The following is a 20,823-nucleotide window of genomic DNA, read 5'->3' on the forward strand; positions in this document are numbered from 1 at the left end:
ACCCACTCTCCTTCCCAGGAGGGGAATGTTCTGATATGGGTGCTTTTCTGTGTATACGTACGCCCTCGCGCGCGAAGAAATTCTGCTTTCCCGTTTTCGGGCTGTTTTGAAGAAAAGAGGCCAGAAACGCAATTCGTTTTTCCCTAAATACTGGCGCGAGTCTCCAGACTCGTGCCTTGCGGTGGGTGGAGTCTCCAGACTCCTGTGTCTTTACTGCTTATTAGTTTGTGGTTCCCGGCGAGTCTGGAGACTCGCATCATCCTTTGTCACGAGACTTTAGTCTCGCGCCAGCTTACCTCAACTTACTTTATAAACACAGGACTCAAGACTCAGGACTCAGGACTCCCAAAGACCTCGTAGCGTACGGAGGACCTGCGAGCGTCTGCGCCCATTACACCAGCCCCTGCAACGGATCCACACCATTCCAGGTGCCTTCGCTGTGCAGCGGCGTGAACCGGGCGAACAACTCCTCAGAGTACCAACCGCGGGTGCGGGTGTTTTTGATGACTTCGCGGTGGGCGGCCATGCGGTAGGCATATTCTTTCATGCTGGCTTCGTCTTTCCAGAGGCTGAAGGTGGCTTGGCGCAGAAATGGAGCTTCGCCTAAGCCAATGGATGCTAATAATCCGTTCGCATGGTCCAGGCTGGCGCTGGCTTGCGGCACGTGCTTCCAGAAATCCAAAGCTTTGGTGAGTTTGATGGAGGCGCGGGTGAGCACGGCAATGGGTTTGTTTTCGGGAGCCGGGAGGGTTTGGGTGGTGAACGGGTTTTGTCCGCTCCAGAGTCCGTGCGCCTGTAACGGTTGCAAGGTCAGGTGATACTGCTCAAAGGTATGCTGGCGGTACTCCTCCAGAAGCGGGTGGCCCAGGAAAAAATCTTCGGCGGCGGCGGGGGAGGACCAGGTGGCCAGGAGACCGTAGCGGTACCAGTTGGGGTTAAGGCTGAACCCTCGGCCCTGGCCGCTGCCCAACAGTTTGAAGAAGTTCAAGCCTTTCACCTTCTGCAACGGCCGCTGCGACGTTCCCATTTGCGCCAAGCCCCAGCGCCAGTGACCGGGTTTTACACCAAACAAAGTAAGCGTGGTATGCGCAGGGGAAAGGGGAGTTGCCAAGGTTGATATGAAGTTTCTGTTTTAGAGCTGTTTTCTGAAAAGTAGCCCAAAAACACAAAACGGCCAAATGGCGGCTGCCTGCAAATGGGCAAGAAAAAAGGGAGCGTGAACTCCCTTTCTCTTGTATAACTACAGATTGATTTTTTTGTTTTCGCCGGGGTGGGGCGGCTCACCGGTAATGGCGGCTTTCACCACACCGTATAAATGTACCACCGCGCTGCTCGGTGAATCCCAGTACTCGGCCTGGTCAATGGTCACTTTCAGGATGGCGATGTTGGGGTCTTCTTTCCCTTCAGGGAACCATGCTTTCATGAACGGGTTCCAGAGGTCGTCAATCTGCTGCTGGTCGCGGTACACGCTGGCCGTACCGGATACCGACACGTACAGTTGGTCGCCGGGTTTGGCGTAGCTCAGGTTCACATGGCTTTCGTTCTTGATTTCATCGGCTTTGCCGGAGTGATGCCCGGTAAAGAAATAGATGGCGCCGCTCTCATCTACTTTCAAGTGCCGCATGGGACGTGAACGGATGGTGCCGTCCGGTTCCACGGTACTGAGCATGGCGGTATTGATGTCGTTGATTTTCTCTATCAGGGCCTTCACATCACCCCGGTTTTGATTTTGTGCGTTTTCCATAGTTTGTGTTTGGATCTTTTTCTTACTGGAACAATACGAACATCTTGGGCCAGGGTTCCTGGTGGGAATTAAGAATGGGGAATGGAGAATTAGGAATTGGTAAACGTACGTTTCAGGAGGAAACTGTAAATGGTAATCTATTAATTTTTTAGGACACAAGCTTTTTCGGGTGTTTGCGTTTTAAAGCTACTTTCCTGAAAACAGGCCAAAAACAGGAACTGCGTATGCCGCCAATAGCGCAACCATCAGCCTAGAACGAAGTACAATCCTAATTCCTAATTCCTAATTCCTAATTCCTAATTGAACTACCTGGCCCATTTATTTCTGTCTGGCGACGATGAAGACCTGCGTCTGGGCAACTTCATCGCTGATGGCGTGCGCGGCGCCAAACTGTTGCTGTATCCGGAGCGGGTGCAAGAGGGCGTTCGGCTGCACCGGCTCATTGACTCGTTCACAGATACGCACCCCATTGTGGCTGAAACCAAAGAACGGCTCCGCCCGAAGTACAGCAAGTACGCCGGGGTGGTGGCAGACATCTTCTATGACCATTTTCTGGCGGCTAATTTCCAGGCGTACAGTTCCATTTCCTTAGCGGCTTTCGCTGAACAGGCGTATGCTTTGATATTGAGTAGGCCCGAGCTGCTGCCGGAGCGGGTACAGGGATTTCTGCCCTACATGGTACAACAGAATTGGCTTGTGGGGTATGCGCAAGTGGCCGGTGCAGCCCGGGCATTACACGGTCTAAGCAGACGCACCACCTTCGTTTCAGGCATGGAAACGGCTGGAGAGGAGCTGCAGCTGCATTATACCTTTTACCAGCAGGAATTTGAACGGTTCTTCCCAGAGTTGCAGGCGTTTGTGGAGGAGCAAATTACTTTAATTGAGAATTAGGAATTGATCTACGCATTGCGTCCCCCTTTGAAGGGGGTAGGGGGATGACAAAGGCCGTTGGAGAACTGTTTGCATTAGCTATAGAAACGGAAAAAATGATTCCCAGGAATGCGGATTCTGTATGCGTAACTCTGCACAATTAATCATCCCCCTACCCCCTTCAAAGGGGGACGGAATACGTAAAATTTCTCGGTGGTGTGAATTCCGTTTTTAGCCTATTTTCCGGTAAACAGCCCAATAACGGGTAAACCAACACCTTTCGCTGGCGTGAGTCTCCAGACTCGTGCCATAGGATGCGGGGAGTCTCCAGACTCCCCTCGCTGCGCCGCAGCGACCGACGCATTCCAGAACTGGCTGATTTTTTGCAAATATTTCCCTTGCGAGTCTGGAGACTCGAAGCACTGCATGTCACGAGTCAGATACTCGCGCCAGAATTGGTTAGAGTTAAAAACAAATAGCAGGATTTTTGAAATGCGTGTATCTACAGGCGTAAACATCTTCCTTTGTTCCCTTTCAATGGGGGAGTATCTGCTGGAATTATAAGTCACGGAAGTAACTTCAGCGCCATAGAAAGGATAAGAAAAGAACTAATATAAAGGAAGCTGTTTCCTGAGCTTTCTGTTTATGGCCTACTTTTCAGAAAACAGGCCAAAAACAGAAAAAGGTGAGCGACACGGACCCGCCTCTTTACCAAAAAAGAGAGCCAACCCCGCAGGATTGGCTCTTTCCATTCTGAATTCCTAATTCTGAATTCCCAATTAATTAATGATGGTGACCGCCGGCGCCGTGTACGTGGCCGTGCGCAATTTCCTCAGCAGAGGCGTCCCGCACGTCAATGATCTTGCCTTCAAAGTGCATGTCCATGCCGGCCAGCGGGTGGTTGAAGTCCATGAGCACATGATCAGACTCTACGCTTACAATGCGGCCCTGCATGTGGTTGCCTTCGTTGTCAGACATGGGAATGTAGTTGCCCACCTGCACCATTTCCTCATCAATCTTGCCGTCTACCTCAAACACGTTTTTAGGCACGGGTACAATGGCGCTTTCATCTAGGTCGCCGTAACCGTCTTCAGAAGAGACGGTGAATTTAAAGGTGTCACCGGCCGCCTTGCCAGCCAACTCCTCCTCAAATTTCTCAGGCAGACCGCTCACACCATATAAAAAGACCATGGGGTTTTCTTCTTCGGCGGTCTCTACCAACGTTGCTTCGCCTTCTTCATCTGTTACGCGCAGCTCGTAGGTGAGCGACACCACTTTGTTTTCTTCGATTTTCATCAGGTGTGGTTTTAATTGGTTTAGATGTACAAGTGGTTATGAAAGCTGAACTTCCAATCAAGCGCCTCTTCCCGTCTTAAACACTCTCATTTTTTATGAAAGTAGACAAATTTTTCATGTTTCTAAACCGGCACTTCAATTTTAAGGCTCCTGAAGCCCCCGCGCCGGGTAGAACTGGGAAAGGAAAAAGGCACGGCAGGAAGTAAACTTTACTGCCCTACCATGCCTCTAACGCAGTTTTAAAACGAAAGGATTTATTGAGGGGCTTCAGAAATCAGCTCCCAGGCGCTTCGGTAGGCCCCAATCTGTTCAGCGTAAGCTAAGAACTTCTGGTAAAACGCATGCTGCCCCAGGGTGGCGCTGTCACCTACTATCACCATCTTTTTCTTGGCCCTGGTCATGGCCACGTTCATCCGGCGCATGTCTGCCAGAAAGCCTATTTCACCCTCTGGGTTGCTGCGTACCATGCTGATGTAAATGATATCCCGCTCCTGCCCCTGAAAGGAATCTACGGTACCTACGCTCAGCTGCCGCCGCGCCATGAGCTGTGACAACTTGGGCTGGTGCTCTACCTGGTCTGTGAGGTAGTTGATCTGGGCCCGGTAGGGGGAGATGACGCCAATTCTGAGCGGCTTCCCGTTCAAAGGCTGGTCTTTGGGGGCAGGCTCATACGGCGTGAGTAGCGTTACCAGGTGCTTGATCAGAATATCGGCTTCCTCAGGGTTGGCGGTACTGCTGCCCTCGCCAATGGTCTGGTCATTGAACCCGCACCCGGCGGTGTCAATAAACTCCACCACCGGCCCCGGCTCAAACGCAGGAAAGGCGTCTGTGAGTGTAGCAGTTTTCACGCTCTCATGGGCCTGTAGTTCCCCCCCATAAAACTGTCCGTTGGAGAAGCCCATGATGTGCTCATGCATGCGGTACTGGGTCTTCAGCATCACAGCCGTCTCTGGTTGCCGCTCAATACATTTTTCAAACAGGGTACGGGAAAAGCCTCCGCGCTCGGCTACTATTGACTTCACCGTTGGTGGTAACTGGTAGTGGTCACCGGCCAGCACCACGCGGTTGGCCCGGGTGATGGGAATCCAGCAGGCGGGTTCCAGCGCCTGGGCGGCCTCATCAATAAACACCGTGTCATACTGCAGGTGCCTAATGGTGCGGTTGGCCGAACCCACCAACGTACAGGTAATCACTTGCACGTTCTCCAGCAGGTCATCTGTGATATAATCTTCAATGTCATCTGCCTGGTTCAGCGCCCGCTTGCTTTCCTCTTTGAGCTGCTGCCGTTGTGCCCGTTCCTGCGGCCCAAAGTTCCGCTTGAACTGGTGCGCCATAGACTTGTATTCCTCAGCGGTTTTGCGCAATTTCTTGAGCATCTTGTAGTCGCGGTGGTGCATTATCTGGGCGTCAAGGGTGTGCTCCAGCAAAACCTCAGACACCCTTGACGGATTCCCGATTCTGATGACATTCACACCCTGCTCGGCCAGTTTCTCAGTGAGCAGATCCACGGCCGTGTTGCTGGGGGCGGTAACCAGTAACCGTTTCTCACCGGCTGCCAACGTCTGTAGAATAGCCTGCACCAGCGTAGTGGTTTTCCCGGTTCCCGGAGGACCGTGAATGATGGCCACGTCTTTGGCCTGCATGATGTTGCGCACCGCCTCGTTTTGCGAGTTGTTCAGCACCGGAACCGGGGCATACGGCTTCTCCTTTCTGAAAATGGCGGGTTCAGCGCCCAGCAGAATGTCCCGCAACTGGGCAAGGCGGGTTTTATCGGCCTCCATCACTTTCATGAGGGCAAACTCCATTTCGCGGTAGCTCACCTCATCAAAGGTAAGCTCCACGCCCAGGCGGGAACCGCCTTCCAGCCAATCAGGCAGGTCTTCTTTGGTGGTGGCCAGGCGCAGCTTGTTGCGTTTCACCTCCAGCACCACGCCGTTGAGCGTGCCGCCGTCGCCGTTGGTGAAGAGCGCCGCCGAGGAGCCGGCCTGGAACATGTGCAGCTGGTCACGGCCAGAGGTTCGCTCCAGCTCCACCACCATCTTATTCCCGAAGCCCACTTCCTGCTTAGTCACATTCACCGGATACCAGCAGATGCCCAGGCGTTTGCGCTCGGTGATGCTGGTCTGTGCGTTGCGGAGTTGGTATTGTTTGCGTTCTTCTTCCTGCTCCAGCTTGAGCAGCGCCCGAACGTCTAGTAATTCATCTAAGATTTTGTTCATTCTAAATATAGTATCGCGTAACGCGTATCTCGTAGCAAGATTTTTAATTATAAAAGTAAGTCTTGATACGTGATACGTGCTACGTGATACAATCTTGCTATGCGAAAAATGAATGGTTACAACCGGCACAGCCGTACACGGTGGTGCCAGCATACAGAACCTTTTTCCACCAGGATAAATTCCGGGAAGGAAGGACCTGTACAAACCCGCACCGCGGGCACGTCTGGGCCCGGTGGCTGTTTCCGGCTTGTTTTTCAGAAAACAGGTCTAAAACGGGCTGGGCCGTCGGCAGGTTCTCAGCGGCAATCAGCAACTGGAAATATAAACCCTCGCCAAACGGAAGGCTGGGGGGACCGCAGGACTTGACCAACGCCACCACACCTGCCTCCTTCAGTGCCTGGTAAAGCCCTATGGCTTCTGAATAGGAGAGGTATTGGGCAACCGCGGTCAGACGCTGGTTCATGCGTTGGCATGCTGCTTCTGCTTCTTCAGCTCACTGACCTGTGACCGCAGCCTAACAATGAGCCCAATCAGCACCAGGGAAAACATACCCAGAAATGCCGCAATGCCGTCATGCTCAAACTTGGCATCATTGGCAGCCTCCAGGCGCTCCTCCAGGTCTTTGATCTGCCGGTCGCGCCGGCGGTTCAGGTTTTGGGCATTGGCCAGTGAGGCTTTCAGTTCGTAGATATTGTCAGTGACCACCCGTTTGTCGCCCTGCACCTGGCTGTTGAGCTTGCGCGCTTCGGCCTCCAGTTCAGCAGCCCGTTTGGCCACACTGCGGCGGGTTTCCAGGTTGGCCTGCTCCACGGCGTGAATAATCTGCTCGTCTTTCTGCAGCACTTCTTTGAGCGCCTCAATCACCGCCCGCATGTCTTCTTTAGAGGCTTTGCCCCAGAAGTTATTCCCCTGGGTTTTGAGGTAGTCATACTTGAGCACCAGCTGTTCCCGCTCTGTGATCAGGTTGTCAATCTTCACTGCCGAGGCCGACGGGGCCGGTAACTTAGGCGCCTCAGCGGCAGGAGCCTGAGAAGCCGCCGGTTGGGCCGTAGCCTGAACCGGCGGGGCCGCTGCGGCGGAAGCAGGGGAGGCTACAGGTTTGGGACTGGCCGCCGAGGCGGTGGGTTGCCCTTTGATGAGCGCGTTCACTTTGGCCGCCAAGGCCGGTTCGGCCTGCTTCTTTGGGGCTGCCGTTGCCGCTTTGGCCGCGCCTGGTGGCGGGGAGGCCAAGGTTTGGGCAGAAACAGCCAAAGGGAAAGACAAACTCAACACCATTATTCCTGAAACGAACCTCTTCATATGCTCTGTACGCTACTCGTTACTACTGAACTTGACCCAAGCCGCACCTCCTGTTTCCGGCTTGTTTTGGTAAAAATAAGCGAAAAACAGCAAACCTCTTCCTTGCATCCTGATCTTCTTTTTCTTTCTTAGGTCTCTCCATGTAGGCGGAAGGCATTCCCCACCCATGTTCAGCAGGGAAAGGAAACAGAGCACATCGCATAGAAATTAACTGGCTCTTTTCACGCAGGGGCTGCGTTTCTGGGCTGTTTTTCCAAAAACAGCCCAGAAACAGACGAATGGCCAGCGAAAAGACAGGTAAGCTTTTGTCTGGCGGAGCGACGGAAAAACGAGGCGTTTAACGGATAGGCAAAGACCTGGTGGCGTTAGTAGGCACGGAAGTAACTTCCGCGCCATAGTGGGGCAGAAGAAGGAGCCATAGAGGGCAGAGGTAGTGTGAGGCTGCCGCCCCATGTAAGCTTAAAGCTTCCGCCACCATAGGTCCAGGTTGGAAACTTGAACCAGAGAAAGCGACACACCAGCAGCAATAAATAAGTAAGCAAACAAACAACAATGAACACTTCTGCTAGTGGCACCTCTGTTAGATTAGCACTTCTGCCCCTGGCTGATGTGCGCAGCACGGGCTCGTCTCAGGCTAGCGGGACTACAGCACTAACCTGCAAACAATCTACATCAAGAAAAGCAATAGCAGCAAAGGAACCTAAACCAGTCCTGGGGGTGAGCGCCTCTGTTAATACGGTGCCGCACCAGCGGCAAGGCCGGAGGGCCTAGTTTTAACAGCAGTGCTCACCGCCAGGACGGAGCCCCGCGGCCGTGAGCGCTTACCGGAAAACATGAAACAATGCAGCTAGTAAACCAACGCATCAAGCGCCAAAGCCAGGGGAAACAGCAGACTACGCATTGCCCTGCAGTATTAAACAGCACCGCCAAGGGAACAGCAAACCAGGCCTTTCTATCTCCCAACATTAAAAAAGGAGCGCCTGCCGCATAAACGGCAGGCGCTACACCCAAAATTATTTCTTCTGCTGCTTCGCCCAGCCCTCCATTTTCTTCTCCAGTAGCTGCAACGGCATATTCCCGTCCTTCAGCACTTCATCATGAAAAGCCGCCAGGTTAAACTGCTGGCCCAGATCCTTCTGGTACTTCTCCCGAAGTTCCTTGATCTTCAGCTGGCCCACCTTATAAGACAGCGCTTGCCCGGGAATAGCCATGTAGCGTTCAATCTCAGCAACGGCGCCGTCCTCTGTGATGGCCTCGTTGGCCATCATGTAGGCAATGGCCTCTTCGCGGGTCATGCCTTTGGTGTGCATGCCCACGTCTACCACCAACCGGATGGCGCGGTGCATCTCATCGCCCAGGGCGCCCATGTACTGGTACGGATCAGTGTAGAGCCCCAGCTGCTTGCCAAGGGACTCAGTGTAGAGCGCCCAGCCTTCGCCGTAGGCGCCGTACCAGCTGAACCTTCTGAACTTGGGCAACTGCTCGTTTTCCTGCTGCAGGGAGATCTGGTAGTGGTGCCCGGGAATGGCCTCATGCAGGAACAGCGACTCCATGCCCGAGGTGATGTTGAACTGGGTGGCGTCTAAGATGGGCACGTAGAAAATGCCGGGGCGGGAGCCGTCGGGGGAGCCCTGGTTGTATTCGGCAGAGGCCGAGGCGGCCCGGAAGGCTTCGGTTTGCCGAATTTCAAACGGGGTCTTGGGTGTTTTCCCAAACATCCTGTCCAAGTTGGGCTCTATCTTCGCCTGAATGGCCCGGAAAGCGTTGAGTACCTCCTCCGGCGTTTTGTAAGGCGTGAACCTGGGGTTGGAGCGCAGGTGTGTGAAGAACTGGTCCATGGTGCCTTTGAACCCTACCTGCTCCTTTACCTTCTGCATTTCGCCCTGAATGCGTTTCACCTCGCGCTGACCGGTTTCATAGATGTCGCCCGGGCTTTTGTCAGTGGTGGTCCAGTATTTCACGTAGTAGTTGTACAGGTCTTTGCCGCCGGGAATTTCACTGATGCCGGTGCTGGTGCGGGCTTTGGGCAGGTATTCGTTCTGGAGAAACACCGCCAGCTTCTGGTACGTGGGCACCAGCACGGTACTGATGGCCTGCTGGTATTCCTGCGTCAGGCGGGTACGGTCAGCGGCGGGAACCTCAGCGGGGAAATTCAGGATGGGGCCGTAGAACAGGCTTTTGGTAGGGTCAGTGACGACCATGCTCTTCAACTGTGGCACCATTTTCAGCACCAGTGTTTTAGGGAGTACCACGCCTTCGGCCATGCCTTGGCGGAAGTTGGCAATGGCGCTGTCTGCCCACACGCTGAAGCCTTTCACGCGGCCCAGCCAGTTCTCGTAGTCCTTGGTAGTCTTGAACGGCTGGTTGCCGGTGCCCGCGCCCAACTGGCCCATGCTCAGCGGCAGCCCCCAGAACTGCTGGAACGGGATAAGCCAGGTCTTGTGCTTGAGACCGTCCAGCCGGGTTTGCATCTCATACTGGAAGATGTCATAGCTGATCTGGTCATTGGGGTTGAGGTCTTGCCGCTCAAACTGCTGCAACTTGTTTAGGTACGTCTGGTAGTACTGCTGCAGGCTGTCTCTGAATGATTTGGTGTTGTCATTGGGCAGCAGGTGGTTGTAGCGGTTGTCGCCCTGGGCGGTGGCCTCCAGCGGGAAATAGCGCGCGTTTTCGTCCCAGTATTTCTCAAAAAGCGTGGCCAGCTGTTGGTTATCTGGCGCCTGGGCGTTGGCCTGGCCCGTCTCTGATTTCTTCTGGCAGGACCACAGGAGGGTGCCCGCTACCAGCGCCATTAGCAATAGTTTCTTCATAGTTTTTCTTTGCAAGGTTTGGTGACTCAAGATACCTAAAAATAGAGCACCCACAGCTTCTCTCCAACGCGAGGCGCAAAACAGAGGTTGACCGGGTAAGTACTGAATTTTACCCTTTTACCCAGAGATGTCAGACGAAGTGGGGGTATCAAAAAGGCCTTGAGAGAATCTCTGTAACCTGTTTTCGGTCTGTTTTCAGAAAAACAGCCCGAAAACACATTTCTGATGTACTGACGGCGCCTTCTGGGAAAATGGTTCTTTCAGCAAGGACCTGCGTGTTCAACTTAAAAACAGGAGAAATACGGACCAACTTCTTCGGGAGCCGGGCGTACACCATTGTCCTGTTCAGGCTATCAGGAGCCAGGTGTGGAGCCGTTGGCAGAGGGGAAAGGCTCCTGCCTGTATGGGATTCTCAGAAACGAAGAATGGAGGGTAGCGCAATGAATTACAAATTGAACCCGGATTACAATACCATTGACTGGAAGAAGATGGATGACATTTTTGCCAAGGTGGGGTGGTCTGTGCGTCAGCCTGAAGACATCAGGGCTTCGTTTGAAAAGAGCTCCTACTCGGTATTTATCTATGACGAGGCAGGTGAAGTGGTGGCTTTCGGGCGGACGGTAGACGACGGAAAATACTACGCCCAACTGGCCGATATTGTGGTGGACCCGGATTACCAGGGCGAAGGCGTGGGCAGTTTTATTGTGGAGACGCTGGTAGACCAGCTCCAGGGCTACCATTTCATCACCCTCACCGCCGCCCCCGGCAAATCAGATTTCTACGAAGCCATCGGCTGGAAGAAACAGACCTCGGCCTACATCTGGCCCCTCACTGACAAGCAGAAACGCCAGCACACGGAAGAGAATTAAGAATTGGGAATTATAAAGCGACTTTGCTAGATGAAGTTGATTTAGGGTATACATAACACGAGATTCTCCCCTTGAGGGGAGCGAAGAGGGGTGTTTACACCTGTTGGTCTGCGCATTGCTGGTCTTCAATTATATTCAGCATTATAATTACCATAATTTATTATCTACAATGCGTGCTCTCCTGTGTAAACACCCCTCTTAATCTCCCCTCAAGGGGAGAATCCTTGCTGGGCAAGCGGTAATCTAAACAATGCACTTATCCAGTTAGGCATGGAAGTAACTCCCGCGACATAGAAATCTGCAATGCTTGCTTTCATGTGTGAACACCCTCTTAATGAGCTTCGCTCGCTGCCTCAAACTCCCGTTTGGGAAATCGTTAAGGGGAGAATCCTTAATTGGCAAACGGTATTCCCAACAAAGCAATCCCTAAAAATCATTTCCTGTTTTGGGGCTGTTTTTGAGAAAACAGGCCTAAAACAGGAAATGATTTTCTCCAGACAACAGCGGCGTGCGGGGCTTGTAGGGGGGCTGTTGATAATTTCCGCCAAAAGAAGAACCAACCTGCAACGGGTTTTCCCTATCTTCATGCTTCCAATGGGCCCGCGCTCATTCCTAATTCTAAATTTCCAATTCCTAATTATTACAATGCAGGCTTACCTAGACTTGATGCGCCATATTCTGGACAACGGCGTGAAGAAAGAAGACCGTACCGGCACCGGTACCATCAGTGTGTTTGGCTACCAGATGCGGTTTAATTTGCAGGAAGGCTTCCCGCTGGTGACCACCAAGAAGGTACACCTCAAGTCTATCATCTATGAACTGCTGTGGTTCTTGCGCGGCGAAACCAATGTGAGGTGGCTGCAGGAGCGGGGCGTGACCATTTGGGACGAATGGGCCGATGCCGACGGAAACCTGGGGCCGGTGTACGGCTCGCAGTGGCGCTCCTGGCCCACGCCCGACGGCGGACACATTGACCAGATTCAGCAGGTGATTGACCAAATCAAGAATAACCCAGATTCGCGCCGGTTGATTGTGAGCGCCTGGAACGTGGCCGAGGTGAACAACATGAAGCTTCCGCCGTGCCACGCGTTCTTCCAGTTCTACGTAGCCAACGGCAAACTGAGTTGCCAGCTCTACCAACGCTCCGCCGATGTCTTCTTAGGCGTGCCTTTCAACATTGCCTCGTACGCGCTGCTCACCATGATGGTAGCCCAAGTCTGCGGGTTAGAATATGGCGAGTTCATCTGGACCGGCGGTGATACCCACCTCTATACGAACCACCTGGAGCAAACCCAGCTGCAACTGAGCCGTGAACCGCGCCCGCTGCCTAAGATGAAACTGAACCCGGAGGTGAAGGATATTTTTGGGTTTGAGTTTGGGGATTTCACGCTGGAGGAGTACACCCCGTGGCCGGGGATTAAGGCGCCGGTGGCGGTGTAAACTGATTAATTTCTTATGATATTTTACTGTTAAGCATTTACTAATATTAATAATCAATCATGTAAACTTGAGAACGGTAGTGGTGGCACCCATGACCACTAAAAGCCGCAGTTATCCCACCCGTGTGAAGGTAAAACACAGCCAACAGACAGGGTGGGTGGTCATAGACCAGATTAGAACCATTGATAAAGTCAGAATCATCAAAGTTCTGGGAAGATTGAACCCAACAGAAATAGCCGCGTGCAAAGCGGTGATTAAAGAAACTTTTGTTGATTAATTCTACTGATAGCGTCAAAAAGCCATTCATCACTCCTCAAATGCACTTCTCCCGTCTGTCATCCTGAAAGGATCTTGTGGGCAAGCTAGATCTGCTTCACTTGAAAGCTAATACCGTTCGCCACCAAGATCGTTTCAGGATGACAAAATGTAATAACATCTGTTACTCATTCCTAAATTGTTTAAACCAACCTTCTTGAAGAGCAGCAGAAGCCAACACATCCTCCCCACCATCGTCCTCGCCCAATTTGCCTGCACCTCTTTGTGGTTTGCGGGCAATGCGGTGCTGCCTAACCTCATCCCGCAGTTTCACTTAGAAGCCAGCTCCGTGAGCCACCTCACCTCAGCGGTGCAGTTGGGCTTTATCTTGGGTACGCTAGTCTTTGCGGTGTTCACCATTTCAGACCGGTTCTCGCCGTCTAAGGTGTTTCTGGTGTGCGCGGTGGCGGGGGCAGTCTGTAACGCTAGCCTGCTGGTCGCTGAGGGGCTTTCTACGCTGGTGCTGTCCCGGTTTCTGACGGGCTTTTGTTTAGCGGGTATTTACCCGGTGGGCATGAAGATAGCGGCAGATTACCACCGGCAGGGGCTGGGGAAGGCGCTGGGGTTTCTGGTGGGGGCGCTGGTGCTGGGCACGGCGTTTCCGCATTTGCTCAAAAGCCTTACTGAGGGGCTGCCGTGGCGGTACGTGATCTGGGCTACTTCGGGGTTGGCGGTGGCGGGAGGCGTGGCGTTGTTCTTGTTGGTGCCAGACGGACCATACCGCGCCAAAAGCAATCAGCCAGATTTTACCGCCTTTTTCCAGATTTTCCGGCAGAAAGACTTTAGAGCCGCCGCTTTCGGGTACTTCGGGCACATGTGGGAACTGTACACGTTCTGGGCGTTTGTGCCGGTCATGCTGGCTATGTACGCCGAGGCCAATCCGGAGCTTCCGCTGAACAATCCGCTGTGGTCTTTTAGCATCATTGCTGTGGGGGCGGTGGCCTGCGTGGCAGGAGGGTACCTGTCCCGGAGCATGGGGAGCGCCCGTACTGCTTTTTCGGCCCTGGCCGTTTCATTTGTCTGTTGCCTGCTGTCGCCGTGGCTGTTCTCTTTGCCGTTAGGGCTGTTTCTGGGGCTGCTGTTGGTGTGGGGGTTTGCCGCGCCCATGGATTCGCCGCAGTTCTCTACGCTGGTGGCGCAGAATGCCCCGGCGCAGGCCAAAGGAACTGCGCTCACCATTGTCAACTCCCTCGGCTTTGCGCTTACCATTGTCAGCATTCAGTTTCTGCGGTTCATCCAAAGCTCTGTTGATTTTCACTATTGGTTTCTGTTCCTGGCCCTCGGTCCGCTGCTGGGGTTGCTGGCCATGCGCCGGCTGGTGCAGAAGAAAGCGTAGGGCAGGGTAAGCAAGGAAAAAGAATGAAATCTCTCTTTCTCTTTGGCATCCTGAATGAATCTTAGGGAACAGGCGGCAAACGGCAGCAGCTTCTGCCATTCCTTTTATTTTGCCGAATGTTCCCTCAAGTAGTAGAGCATTTAACTTTCTATGCTTTTCTGCTCTGTTTTCGGCCTGTTTTCAAAAAAACAGCTCCAAAACAGAACCCCACGTAAGAGGAAAATATCGGTTTTAAGGGTTGCGCCGTAGACATGGGTGACTTGAGAATCTTTACCAGAACCTAACGCATTCTTTGTGGAATCACTTAAACTCTTCGCGCTTCTCATTGCCCTGTCGGCGGTGCTGGCGTTTATCAATATCCGTTTCGTGAAACTGCCAGGCACAATTGGCGTCATGGTGTTGGCCCTGCTGCTGTCATTGGGCATTCTGCTGGCGGGGAGCTTTGCCGCCCCGTTGGTGGAATTTCTCCGCAACGCCCTGGTGGCCATAGATTTCTCTGATTTCCTGCTGGATTTTATGCTGGGGTTCCTGCTGTTTGCCGGGGCGCTGCACACAGATGTGAAGAAACTGCGCACGTCTACGCGGCCCATTCTGGCCTTCGCCACGTTTGGCACGCTGCTGTCAACGTTTCTGGTGGGCTACCTGCTGTACTGGCTGCTGCCGTTTCTGTACCAGCCGGTAGAATTGATTCATTGCCTCCTGTTTGGCGCTCTCATTTCGCCCACCGACCCTATTGCTGTTTTGTCTATCCTGAAGAAAACCGGTGTCTCAGAATCGGTGGAGACCAATATCACCGGTGAGTCCCTTTTCAATGACGGCGTGGGTGTAGTGATCTTCCTGACACTGTTTAACATTGCCCGGGAGGGCACCGGTGACATTGAGGCCGGGGAGATTGGGCTGTTGCTGCTGGAGGAAGTGGCGGGCGGCATTTTCCTGGGCGTGGCGCTGGGCTACGTGGCGTTTCTCATGATGCGCTCCATTGACCATTACCAAACCGAAGTGCTTATTACGCTGGCCCTGGTGGTGGGCGGTATGGTGCTGGCGCCCATGTTCCACTTTTCGGCCCCGCTGGCCATGGTGGCGGCCGGTTTGTTCATTGGCAACCGCGGCCCCGAGTACGCCATGTCAAAAGTCACCACAGATTACGTGCACAAGTTCTGGGAAATGGTAGATGAGATCATGAACGCTATTTTGTTCGTGCTCATCGGGCTGGAGCTGATTATCATTCCCATTCACCACGCGTTCATTTACGTGGGGCTGGTGGCTATCTTCCTCATTCTGCTGGCGCGCATGGTGTCACTGTTTGTGCCCGCGCTGCTGTTCCGGTTTAAGAGCCGGTTCCCAGACCGTACGCTGGCCATCATGACCTGGGGCGGCCTGCGGGGCGGCATTTCCATTGCCCTGGCACTTTCCCTCACTGAGGCAATGGAACGCAACCTGCTGGTGGCGGTGACCTACATTGTGGTGCTGTTCTCCATCATAGTGCAGGGGCTCACGCTGGGCGGGCTGGTGAAACGCCTGAACCGGAAACAGCCGCTGGAAACCATGGATGTGTAAAGCAGCCGGTGATTTACAGGATTCCTGTTTTTGAGCTACTTTTCTGAAAACAGACCCAAAATAGAACGCATGAATGAACTCCTGCACACCCAGTACCAACTGGTGCAGAGCTCCCGCCAGGTGCTGTTCCAGTACTGCCAGCAGCTTTCGCCCGCAGAATTGGTGGGCTCGGTGGCCGGTTTCGGGCGGGGCAGCATATGCAACCTGCTGGTACACAACGCCAGAACCTACGCCTATTGGCTGGGAAAAATTGGCTTAGGGAAAGCCGAAGATATACCCGCGGAGGAGGCGTTCAGCACGTTGCCAGAAATAGAGCATTACTACCGCCACATAGATGAACTGGTGCTTGCATTCTTGGCATGCTACCGGAAGAAGTGGCAGGAGCAGAAGCCGTTCCCGCTGTACGGAAATGAAGTGATGGTAACGCCGCTCCAATTGTTCACCCACGTCATCACCCATGAATTTCACCACAAAGGGCAAGTCCTGAGCATGGGCCAGCAGTGGGGGTATGTGCCCGTTGACACAGATGTGATCCGGGTATAACTTTTATCATTTTCACAGCCCTGCTCATGAATTGTTAAAAATATTTAGGCTTTTCACCCCTAATCCTTTAAAATTAGGCTTTCTTTTCCTGAATCTTAAAGAATGCCGCTTCCTTACCACCGAATCATTGTCAAGATTGGCTCCAACGTGCTCACCCAGGAGAACGGCATGCCTGACCTTGCCCGCATGCAGCACCTGGTGCACCAGATTGCCTCCCTGAAACAACAGGGCAAAGAAGTCATTGTGGTGTCCTCGGGGGCGGTGGCCTCCGGCCGAAGCCTGATCTCCGTCTCAGAAAAAGCAGATGCCGTAAGCAGCCGCCAGCTGTTGGCTTCTATTGGGCAGGTCAAGCTGATTAACACGTACTCTGAGCTGTTCCAGCAGCACCAGTTGCTCTGCGCGCAGGTGCTGGTGACCAAAGAAGACTTCCGGGACCGTGGCCACTACCTCAACATGCAGAACTGCTTTAGGGTGCTGCTCCAGAACAACGTAATTCCCATTGTGAACGAGAACGACGTGATCTCGGTCACTGAACTCATGTTCACTGACAATGACGAGCTGGCCGGGCTCATTGCCTCCATGTTAAACGCTGATGCGCTCCTGATTCTCAGCAACGTGAACGGCATTTACAACGGCGACCCCAAAGACCCGGCTTCTGAGGTGATCAGAGAGATTGACGCCAGCACCACCGGCTTCTCCAGCTTTGTCACCACGCAGCGGTCGCAGTTTGGGCGTGGCGGCATGATCACCAAGTGCCACATGGCGCAGAAGGTGGCGCAGCTGGGCATTGCGGTGCACATAGCCAACGGCAAAACCGAAAACGTGCTGCTGGACCTGCTGGAAGAGAATGTGTTGAACACGCGCTTCCGGCCCGACAAAACCGCCTCTGGCAAGAAAAAATGGATTGCCCATTCCGGCACCTATGCCAAAGGTGTGGTGCAGGTGAACGCCGGCGCAAAAGCCGCCTTGAGTTCAACGGGGAAAGCCGTGAGTCTCCTACCGGTGGGCATTCTCCAAATCTCCGGTGATTTCAAAAAAGGCGACATACTGAAGCTGGTAGACGAGCAGGAGAAACCCCTGGGCGTTGGCATTGCCGAATACGGCTCAGATAAAGCGCAGGAGCGGCTGGGCCAGAAAAACCAGAAGCCCCTGGTGCACTATGATTACCTGTTCCTGAACCCTGAGCTGAATTAAATTTTCCGTTTTTGGCCTGTTTTGGCGAAAATAGATCAAAAACGGACTTCCAGAGGAAACTTAAAATTTAAATAGCACAGTGCTCACCTTCTTTTGTCCTCCTGAAAGGATCTTGTGGGCGAACGGTAGTAGCATTTGCCTTTCTAGTTTGCCACCAAGATTCTTTTAGAATGACAATACTATATTAAAGAGTTCAAGAATGTAACCCCATGCCGTACCAAGATATCTTTACCCAAACCCAAGCCGCCAGCCGAACATTCACCTCGCTCAGCGCAGAACAAATCAACTCCGTCCTGCGGGACGTGGCCGCAGCCGCCCTGGAGAACACGCCGTTCCTGCTGCAGGAAAATCAGAAAGACCTGGACCGCATGTCTCCGGCAGACCCCAAGTATGACCGTCTCAAACTAACCGAGGCGCGCCTGCAGGACATTGCCAAAGACATAGAGAATGTGACCACTCTTCCTTCGCCCTTGGGCGAAGTGATTTTTCAGAAAGAACTACCTAACGGTTTAAATATTAGCAAAATACGGGTGCCGCTAGGCGTGGTGGGCGTGATTTACGAAGCCCGACCCAACGTGACGTTTGACGTATTTTCGCTCTGTTTCAAAACCGGCAACGCCTGCATATTGAAAGGCGGCAGTGATGCCGAATTTTCCAACAATGCCATCATCAAAGTCATTCATGCGGTGCTGGAAAAACACGGCATTACTCCACACGTAGCCACGCTGTTGCCCGTGGAGCGCGAAGCCACGCAAAGCCTGCTGGAAGCGGTGGGGTATGTAGACGTCTTGATTCCGCGCGGCAGCCAAGGCCTGATAGATTTTGTACGGCAAAATGCTAAAGTTCCCGTTATTGAAACTGGGGCGGGCATTGTGCACACCTTCTTTGATGAAACCGCTGATCTGGAGAAAGGCACCGCCATCTTATTCAATGCCAAGACCCGCCGCGTGAGCGTCTGCAACGCCCTGGACTGCCTGTTGCTGCACCAGAAAAGATTGACAGACCTTCCGGCACTGGTGGCCCCAATGGCTCAGGCCGGCGTAGAGCTTTTTGCCGATGCCGCCGCCTACCAAGCCCTACGCGCACATTATCCTGCCCACCTGCTGCATCCGGCGCAGGAAGAGCACTTCGGCACAGAGTTCCTCTCTTTGAAACTGGCGGTGAAAACGGTGGGGGATTTGCCAGAGGCCTTGGATCATATTGCCCGCTACAGCTCCAAACACAGCGAGGCAATCCTAAGTGAAGACGCTGCCAACATAGAGGTATTCTTAAACGCCGTAGACGCCGCCGCCGTGTATGCCAACACCTCCACCGGGTTCACAGACGGGGCCCAGTTCGGCCTGGGGGCCGAAATAGGAATCAGTACCCAAAAGTTGCACGCCCGCGGCCCCATGGGGCTGGAGGAGCTCACCAGCTACAAATGGATAGTGCGCGGCAACGGGCAGGTAAGAGGGTGATTTTCTGTTTCCGGGCTGTTTTTGGTAAAATAGCCCGGAAACAGAAGCAATATAATCATCCCCTTTCTTCCTGGAACATAAGAGCTTGCTTACATTTGTCCTGGGTGCTGTAAAAGGGCGTCAACAGAAGTGACCTTTGCAGCGGCACTCCCTGGAATGCTGCTTGGCCCATCACATAACAATAGAAGAACCTTTTGTTTCGAAATTAAAAAAGGCAAACCATAGCCTGAAAAAGCTCAAAATTCAATTCCATCCCCGCCTCATGAAGTCTCTTTCCTCCTCTCTAATTGTTGTTCTCATTACCCTGCTGCTGGTGAGCGCCTGCCGCACCTCCCAGACAGTTTCTATTCCCAAGGGAGTACCGGTGGTGACCCGGAGTCAGTGGGGGGCTGCCACGCCCGTGCTGGAGATGAAGCAGCACGTACCCAACCGGATTACCATTCACCACACCGCCACCAACCAGAATGCCAGCCGTACGCTTGAGCAAAAACTGAAGGCGCTGCAGAAATTCTCCATGGAACGCAGCCCTCTCTCTGATGGGCGCATCAAGGAGCCATGGGCAGATATTCCGTACCACTTCTATATTTCAGTAGACGGGCGCATTGGCGAAGGGCGGGCGCTTCAGTACGTAGGCGACTCCAACACCCCGTATGACCCCACCGGCCACGCTCTTATTGTGCTGGAGGGCAATTTTAACAAAGAACAGGTCACAGAAGCCCAATACCAGAGCCTGCTGCTGCTCACCAAAGCCATAGCCAAACGTTGGAAAATACCGGCCGCCACCATTTCCGGGCATAAAGACAATGCCACTACCGCCTGCCCGGGAGAAGCTCTCTACAACCTGTTGCCCAAACTCAGAGAAGACGTGGCCAGTATAGAAAAATAAGAAGGGAAAGCCTGACTTAAACCGTTGCCGAACGCACAAACACTTCATATGAAAGCACTTATCTTAGTTGATATACAGAATGACTTTATTCCGGGCGGAGCGCTGGCCGTACCCGGCGGAGAGGAAATTATTGCGCTGGCCAACCAGCTGCAACCGAAGTTTGATCTGGTGGTAGCCACCCAGGACTGGCACCCCGCCCACCATAAAAGCTTTGCCTCCCAGCATGAAGGCAAGCAGGTCTTTGAAACCACCCAGCTGCAGGGGCTGGAGCAGGTGCTGTGGCCAGACCACTGTATTCAGGGAACCCCGGGGGCAGAGTTTTCCCCGGCTTTAGACATGACCAAAGTAGAAGCTATTTTCAGAAAAGGGACAAACCCTGAGATTGATTCGTACAGTGGTTTCTATGACAACGGGCACCTGAAATCTACAGCGCTTGCCCAGTACTTAACGGGAAAAGGCGTAACTTCTGTGTTTCTGGCTGGTCTGGCCGCCGACTATTGTGTGTATTTCACGGCGTTAGATGCGCTGCAGGAGGGCTTTACCACTTCCATTATTGAAGATGCCACCCGGGCCATTTCAGCAGACGGTTTTGCCCAGGCCCGGGAAGAGATTCTACAAAGGGGCGGGCATGTGATTTCCGGTAGCAGTATCTTATAACCTGAAGCTGGTTAGTGTCCTTGGTTTGCTGCATTGATGAAGTTTTGGCGGGTGCAGGCGTCTAAGGGGAGCCACGTTTTGGGCCTACTTTCCTAAAAACAGCCCAGAAACAGAAGCCTACTACCGTAAAATCCTAACAAAGCCGCTTGCGCCAGATATAAATGCCCTCCACAATTTTGCCTGACCGGGTTCTGATTTATCAGGAATAGCGGCAAGAGAGAAGTAGCGCTGAGGCGTTGCTGTTAGCTTACAGGCAGCACCAGGTGGGCAAGGAAGGGGCGATGGCGGCAATGCCAGTGCAGGCAAATTCAGGTATTCTTAAAACCTTCAC

Annotated in this window: 17 protein-coding genes and 1 pseudogene; 11 read left to right on the forward strand and 7 right to left on the reverse strand. The window is 53.2% G+C overall.

Annotation, left to right across the window (positions count from 1 at the left end; genetic code table 11):
* Positions 1-391: 391 nt before the first annotated feature.
* Positions 392-1,111 carry a spheroidene monooxygenase gene (locus tag FHS90_RS09630; protein WP_182512897.1) on the reverse strand — a complete coding sequence of 240 codons (720 nt, stop codon included), beginning with the start codon at positions 1,109-1,111 and terminating at the stop codon, positions 392-394.
* 129 nt (positions 1,112-1,240) lie between these two features.
* Positions 1,241-1,744 (reverse strand): pyridoxamine 5'-phosphate oxidase family protein, encoded by a 504-nt coding sequence (locus FHS90_RS09635; protein ID WP_182512898.1) that lies wholly within the window; start codon positions 1,742-1,744, stop codon positions 1,241-1,243.
* A 300-nt stretch (positions 1,745-2,044) separates the two neighbouring features.
* On the opposite strand from FHS90_RS09635, the gene FHS90_RS09640 reads away from it, so the two are divergent.
* Positions 2,045-2,635 carry an acyl carrier protein phosphodiesterase gene (locus tag FHS90_RS09640; protein WP_182512899.1) on the forward strand — a complete coding sequence of 197 codons (591 nt, stop codon included), beginning with the start codon at positions 2,045-2,047 and terminating at the stop codon, positions 2,633-2,635.
* A gap of 762 nt (positions 2,636-3,397) precedes the next feature.
* On the opposite strand, the gene FHS90_RS09645 is transcribed toward FHS90_RS09640, so the two are convergent.
* The 5 genes from FHS90_RS09645 to FHS90_RS09665 form a co-directional block, all read right to left on the reverse strand.
* The gene (locus FHS90_RS09645; RefSeq protein ID WP_066831104.1) at positions 3,398-3,910 is read right to left on the reverse strand and encodes an FKBP-type peptidyl-prolyl cis-trans isomerase; all 513 of its coding nucleotides are present in this window, start codon (positions 3,908-3,910) and stop codon (positions 3,398-3,400) included.
* Between the two features lie 254 nt (positions 3,911-4,164).
* Complete coding sequence (locus FHS90_RS09650) at positions 4,165-6,129, reverse strand: AAA domain-containing protein (RefSeq protein ID WP_182512900.1); 1,965 nt, start codon at positions 6,127-6,129, stop codon at positions 4,165-4,167.
* A 97-nt stretch (positions 6,130-6,226) separates the two neighbouring features.
* On the reverse strand, positions 6,227-6,592 hold the full coding sequence (locus tag FHS90_RS09655) for a hypothetical protein (protein WP_182512901.1): 366 nt from the start codon (positions 6,590-6,592) through the stop codon (positions 6,227-6,229).
* Entirely contained in the window at positions 6,589-7,428 is an 840-nt protein-coding gene (locus FHS90_RS09660) for a hypothetical protein (RefSeq protein WP_153042573.1), read from the reverse strand. Before FHS90_RS09660 ends, FHS90_RS09655 begins: the two co-directional genes overlap by 4 nt.
* A 1,013-nt stretch (positions 7,429-8,441) precedes the next feature.
* Positions 8,442-10,238, reverse strand: a complete 1,797-nt coding sequence (locus FHS90_RS09665; RefSeq protein ID WP_182512902.1) for a DUF885 domain-containing protein — start codon at positions 10,236-10,238, stop codon at positions 8,442-8,444.
* A gap of 440 nt (positions 10,239-10,678) precedes the next feature.
* Between FHS90_RS09665 and FHS90_RS09670 the strand changes: the two genes are divergently transcribed.
* From FHS90_RS09670 to pncA, 10 genes and pseudogenes are all read left to right on the forward strand, one after another.
* A complete protein-coding gene (locus tag FHS90_RS09670) occupies positions 10,679-11,107 on the forward strand; it encodes a GNAT family N-acetyltransferase (RefSeq protein WP_066831090.1) in 429 nt (142 codons plus the stop codon).
* Positions 11,108-11,752: 645 nt separating this feature from the next.
* Positions 11,753-12,547, forward strand: coding sequence for a thymidylate synthase (locus FHS90_RS09675; protein WP_182512903.1), 795 nt, complete (start codon positions 11,753-11,755; stop codon positions 12,545-12,547).
* Between the two features lie 52 nt (positions 12,548-12,599).
* Positions 12,600-12,824, forward strand: coding sequence for a type II toxin-antitoxin system PemK/MazF family toxin (locus FHS90_RS09680; RefSeq protein WP_343049666.1), 225 nt, complete (start codon positions 12,600-12,602; stop codon positions 12,822-12,824).
* 195 nt (positions 12,825-13,019) lie between these two features.
* A complete protein-coding gene (locus FHS90_RS09685) occupies positions 13,020-14,198 on the forward strand; it encodes an MFS transporter (protein WP_182512905.1) in 1,179 nt (392 codons plus the stop codon).
* A 294-nt stretch (positions 14,199-14,492) separates the two neighbouring features.
* Complete coding sequence (locus FHS90_RS09690; protein ID WP_066831079.1) at positions 14,493-15,755, forward strand: cation:proton antiporter; 1,263 nt, start codon at positions 14,493-14,495, stop codon at positions 15,753-15,755.
* Positions 15,756-15,824: 69 nt separating this feature from the next.
* The gene (locus FHS90_RS09695) at positions 15,825-16,298 is read left to right on the forward strand and encodes a DinB family protein (protein WP_182512906.1); all 474 of its coding nucleotides are present in this window, start codon (positions 15,825-15,827) and stop codon (positions 16,296-16,298) included.
* Positions 16,299-16,400: 102 nt separating this feature from the next.
* The gene (gene proB, locus FHS90_RS09700) at positions 16,401-17,492 is read left to right on the forward strand and encodes a glutamate 5-kinase (protein ID WP_066831078.1); all 1,092 of its coding nucleotides are present in this window, start codon (positions 16,401-16,403) and stop codon (positions 17,490-17,492) included.
* 203 nt (positions 17,493-17,695) lie between these two features.
* Positions 17,696-18,949: pseudogene (locus FHS90_RS09705) on the forward strand (glutamate-5-semialdehyde dehydrogenase); the annotation flags it as partial.
* 262 nt (positions 18,950-19,211) lie between these two features.
* Positions 19,212-19,835, forward strand: coding sequence for a peptidoglycan recognition protein family protein (locus FHS90_RS09710; protein WP_220483036.1), 624 nt, complete (start codon positions 19,212-19,214; stop codon positions 19,833-19,835).
* A 48-nt stretch (positions 19,836-19,883) separates the two neighbouring features.
* On the forward strand, positions 19,884-20,492 hold the full coding sequence (gene pncA / locus FHS90_RS09715) for a bifunctional nicotinamidase/pyrazinamidase (RefSeq protein ID WP_066831073.1): 609 nt from the start codon (positions 19,884-19,886) through the stop codon (positions 20,490-20,492).
* Positions 20,493-20,823: the final 331 nt, after the last annotated feature.

The organism is Rufibacter ruber (genome assembly GCF_014138425.1).
Lineage (GTDB): Bacteria > Bacteroidota > Bacteroidia > Cytophagales > Hymenobacteraceae > Nibribacter > Nibribacter ruber_C.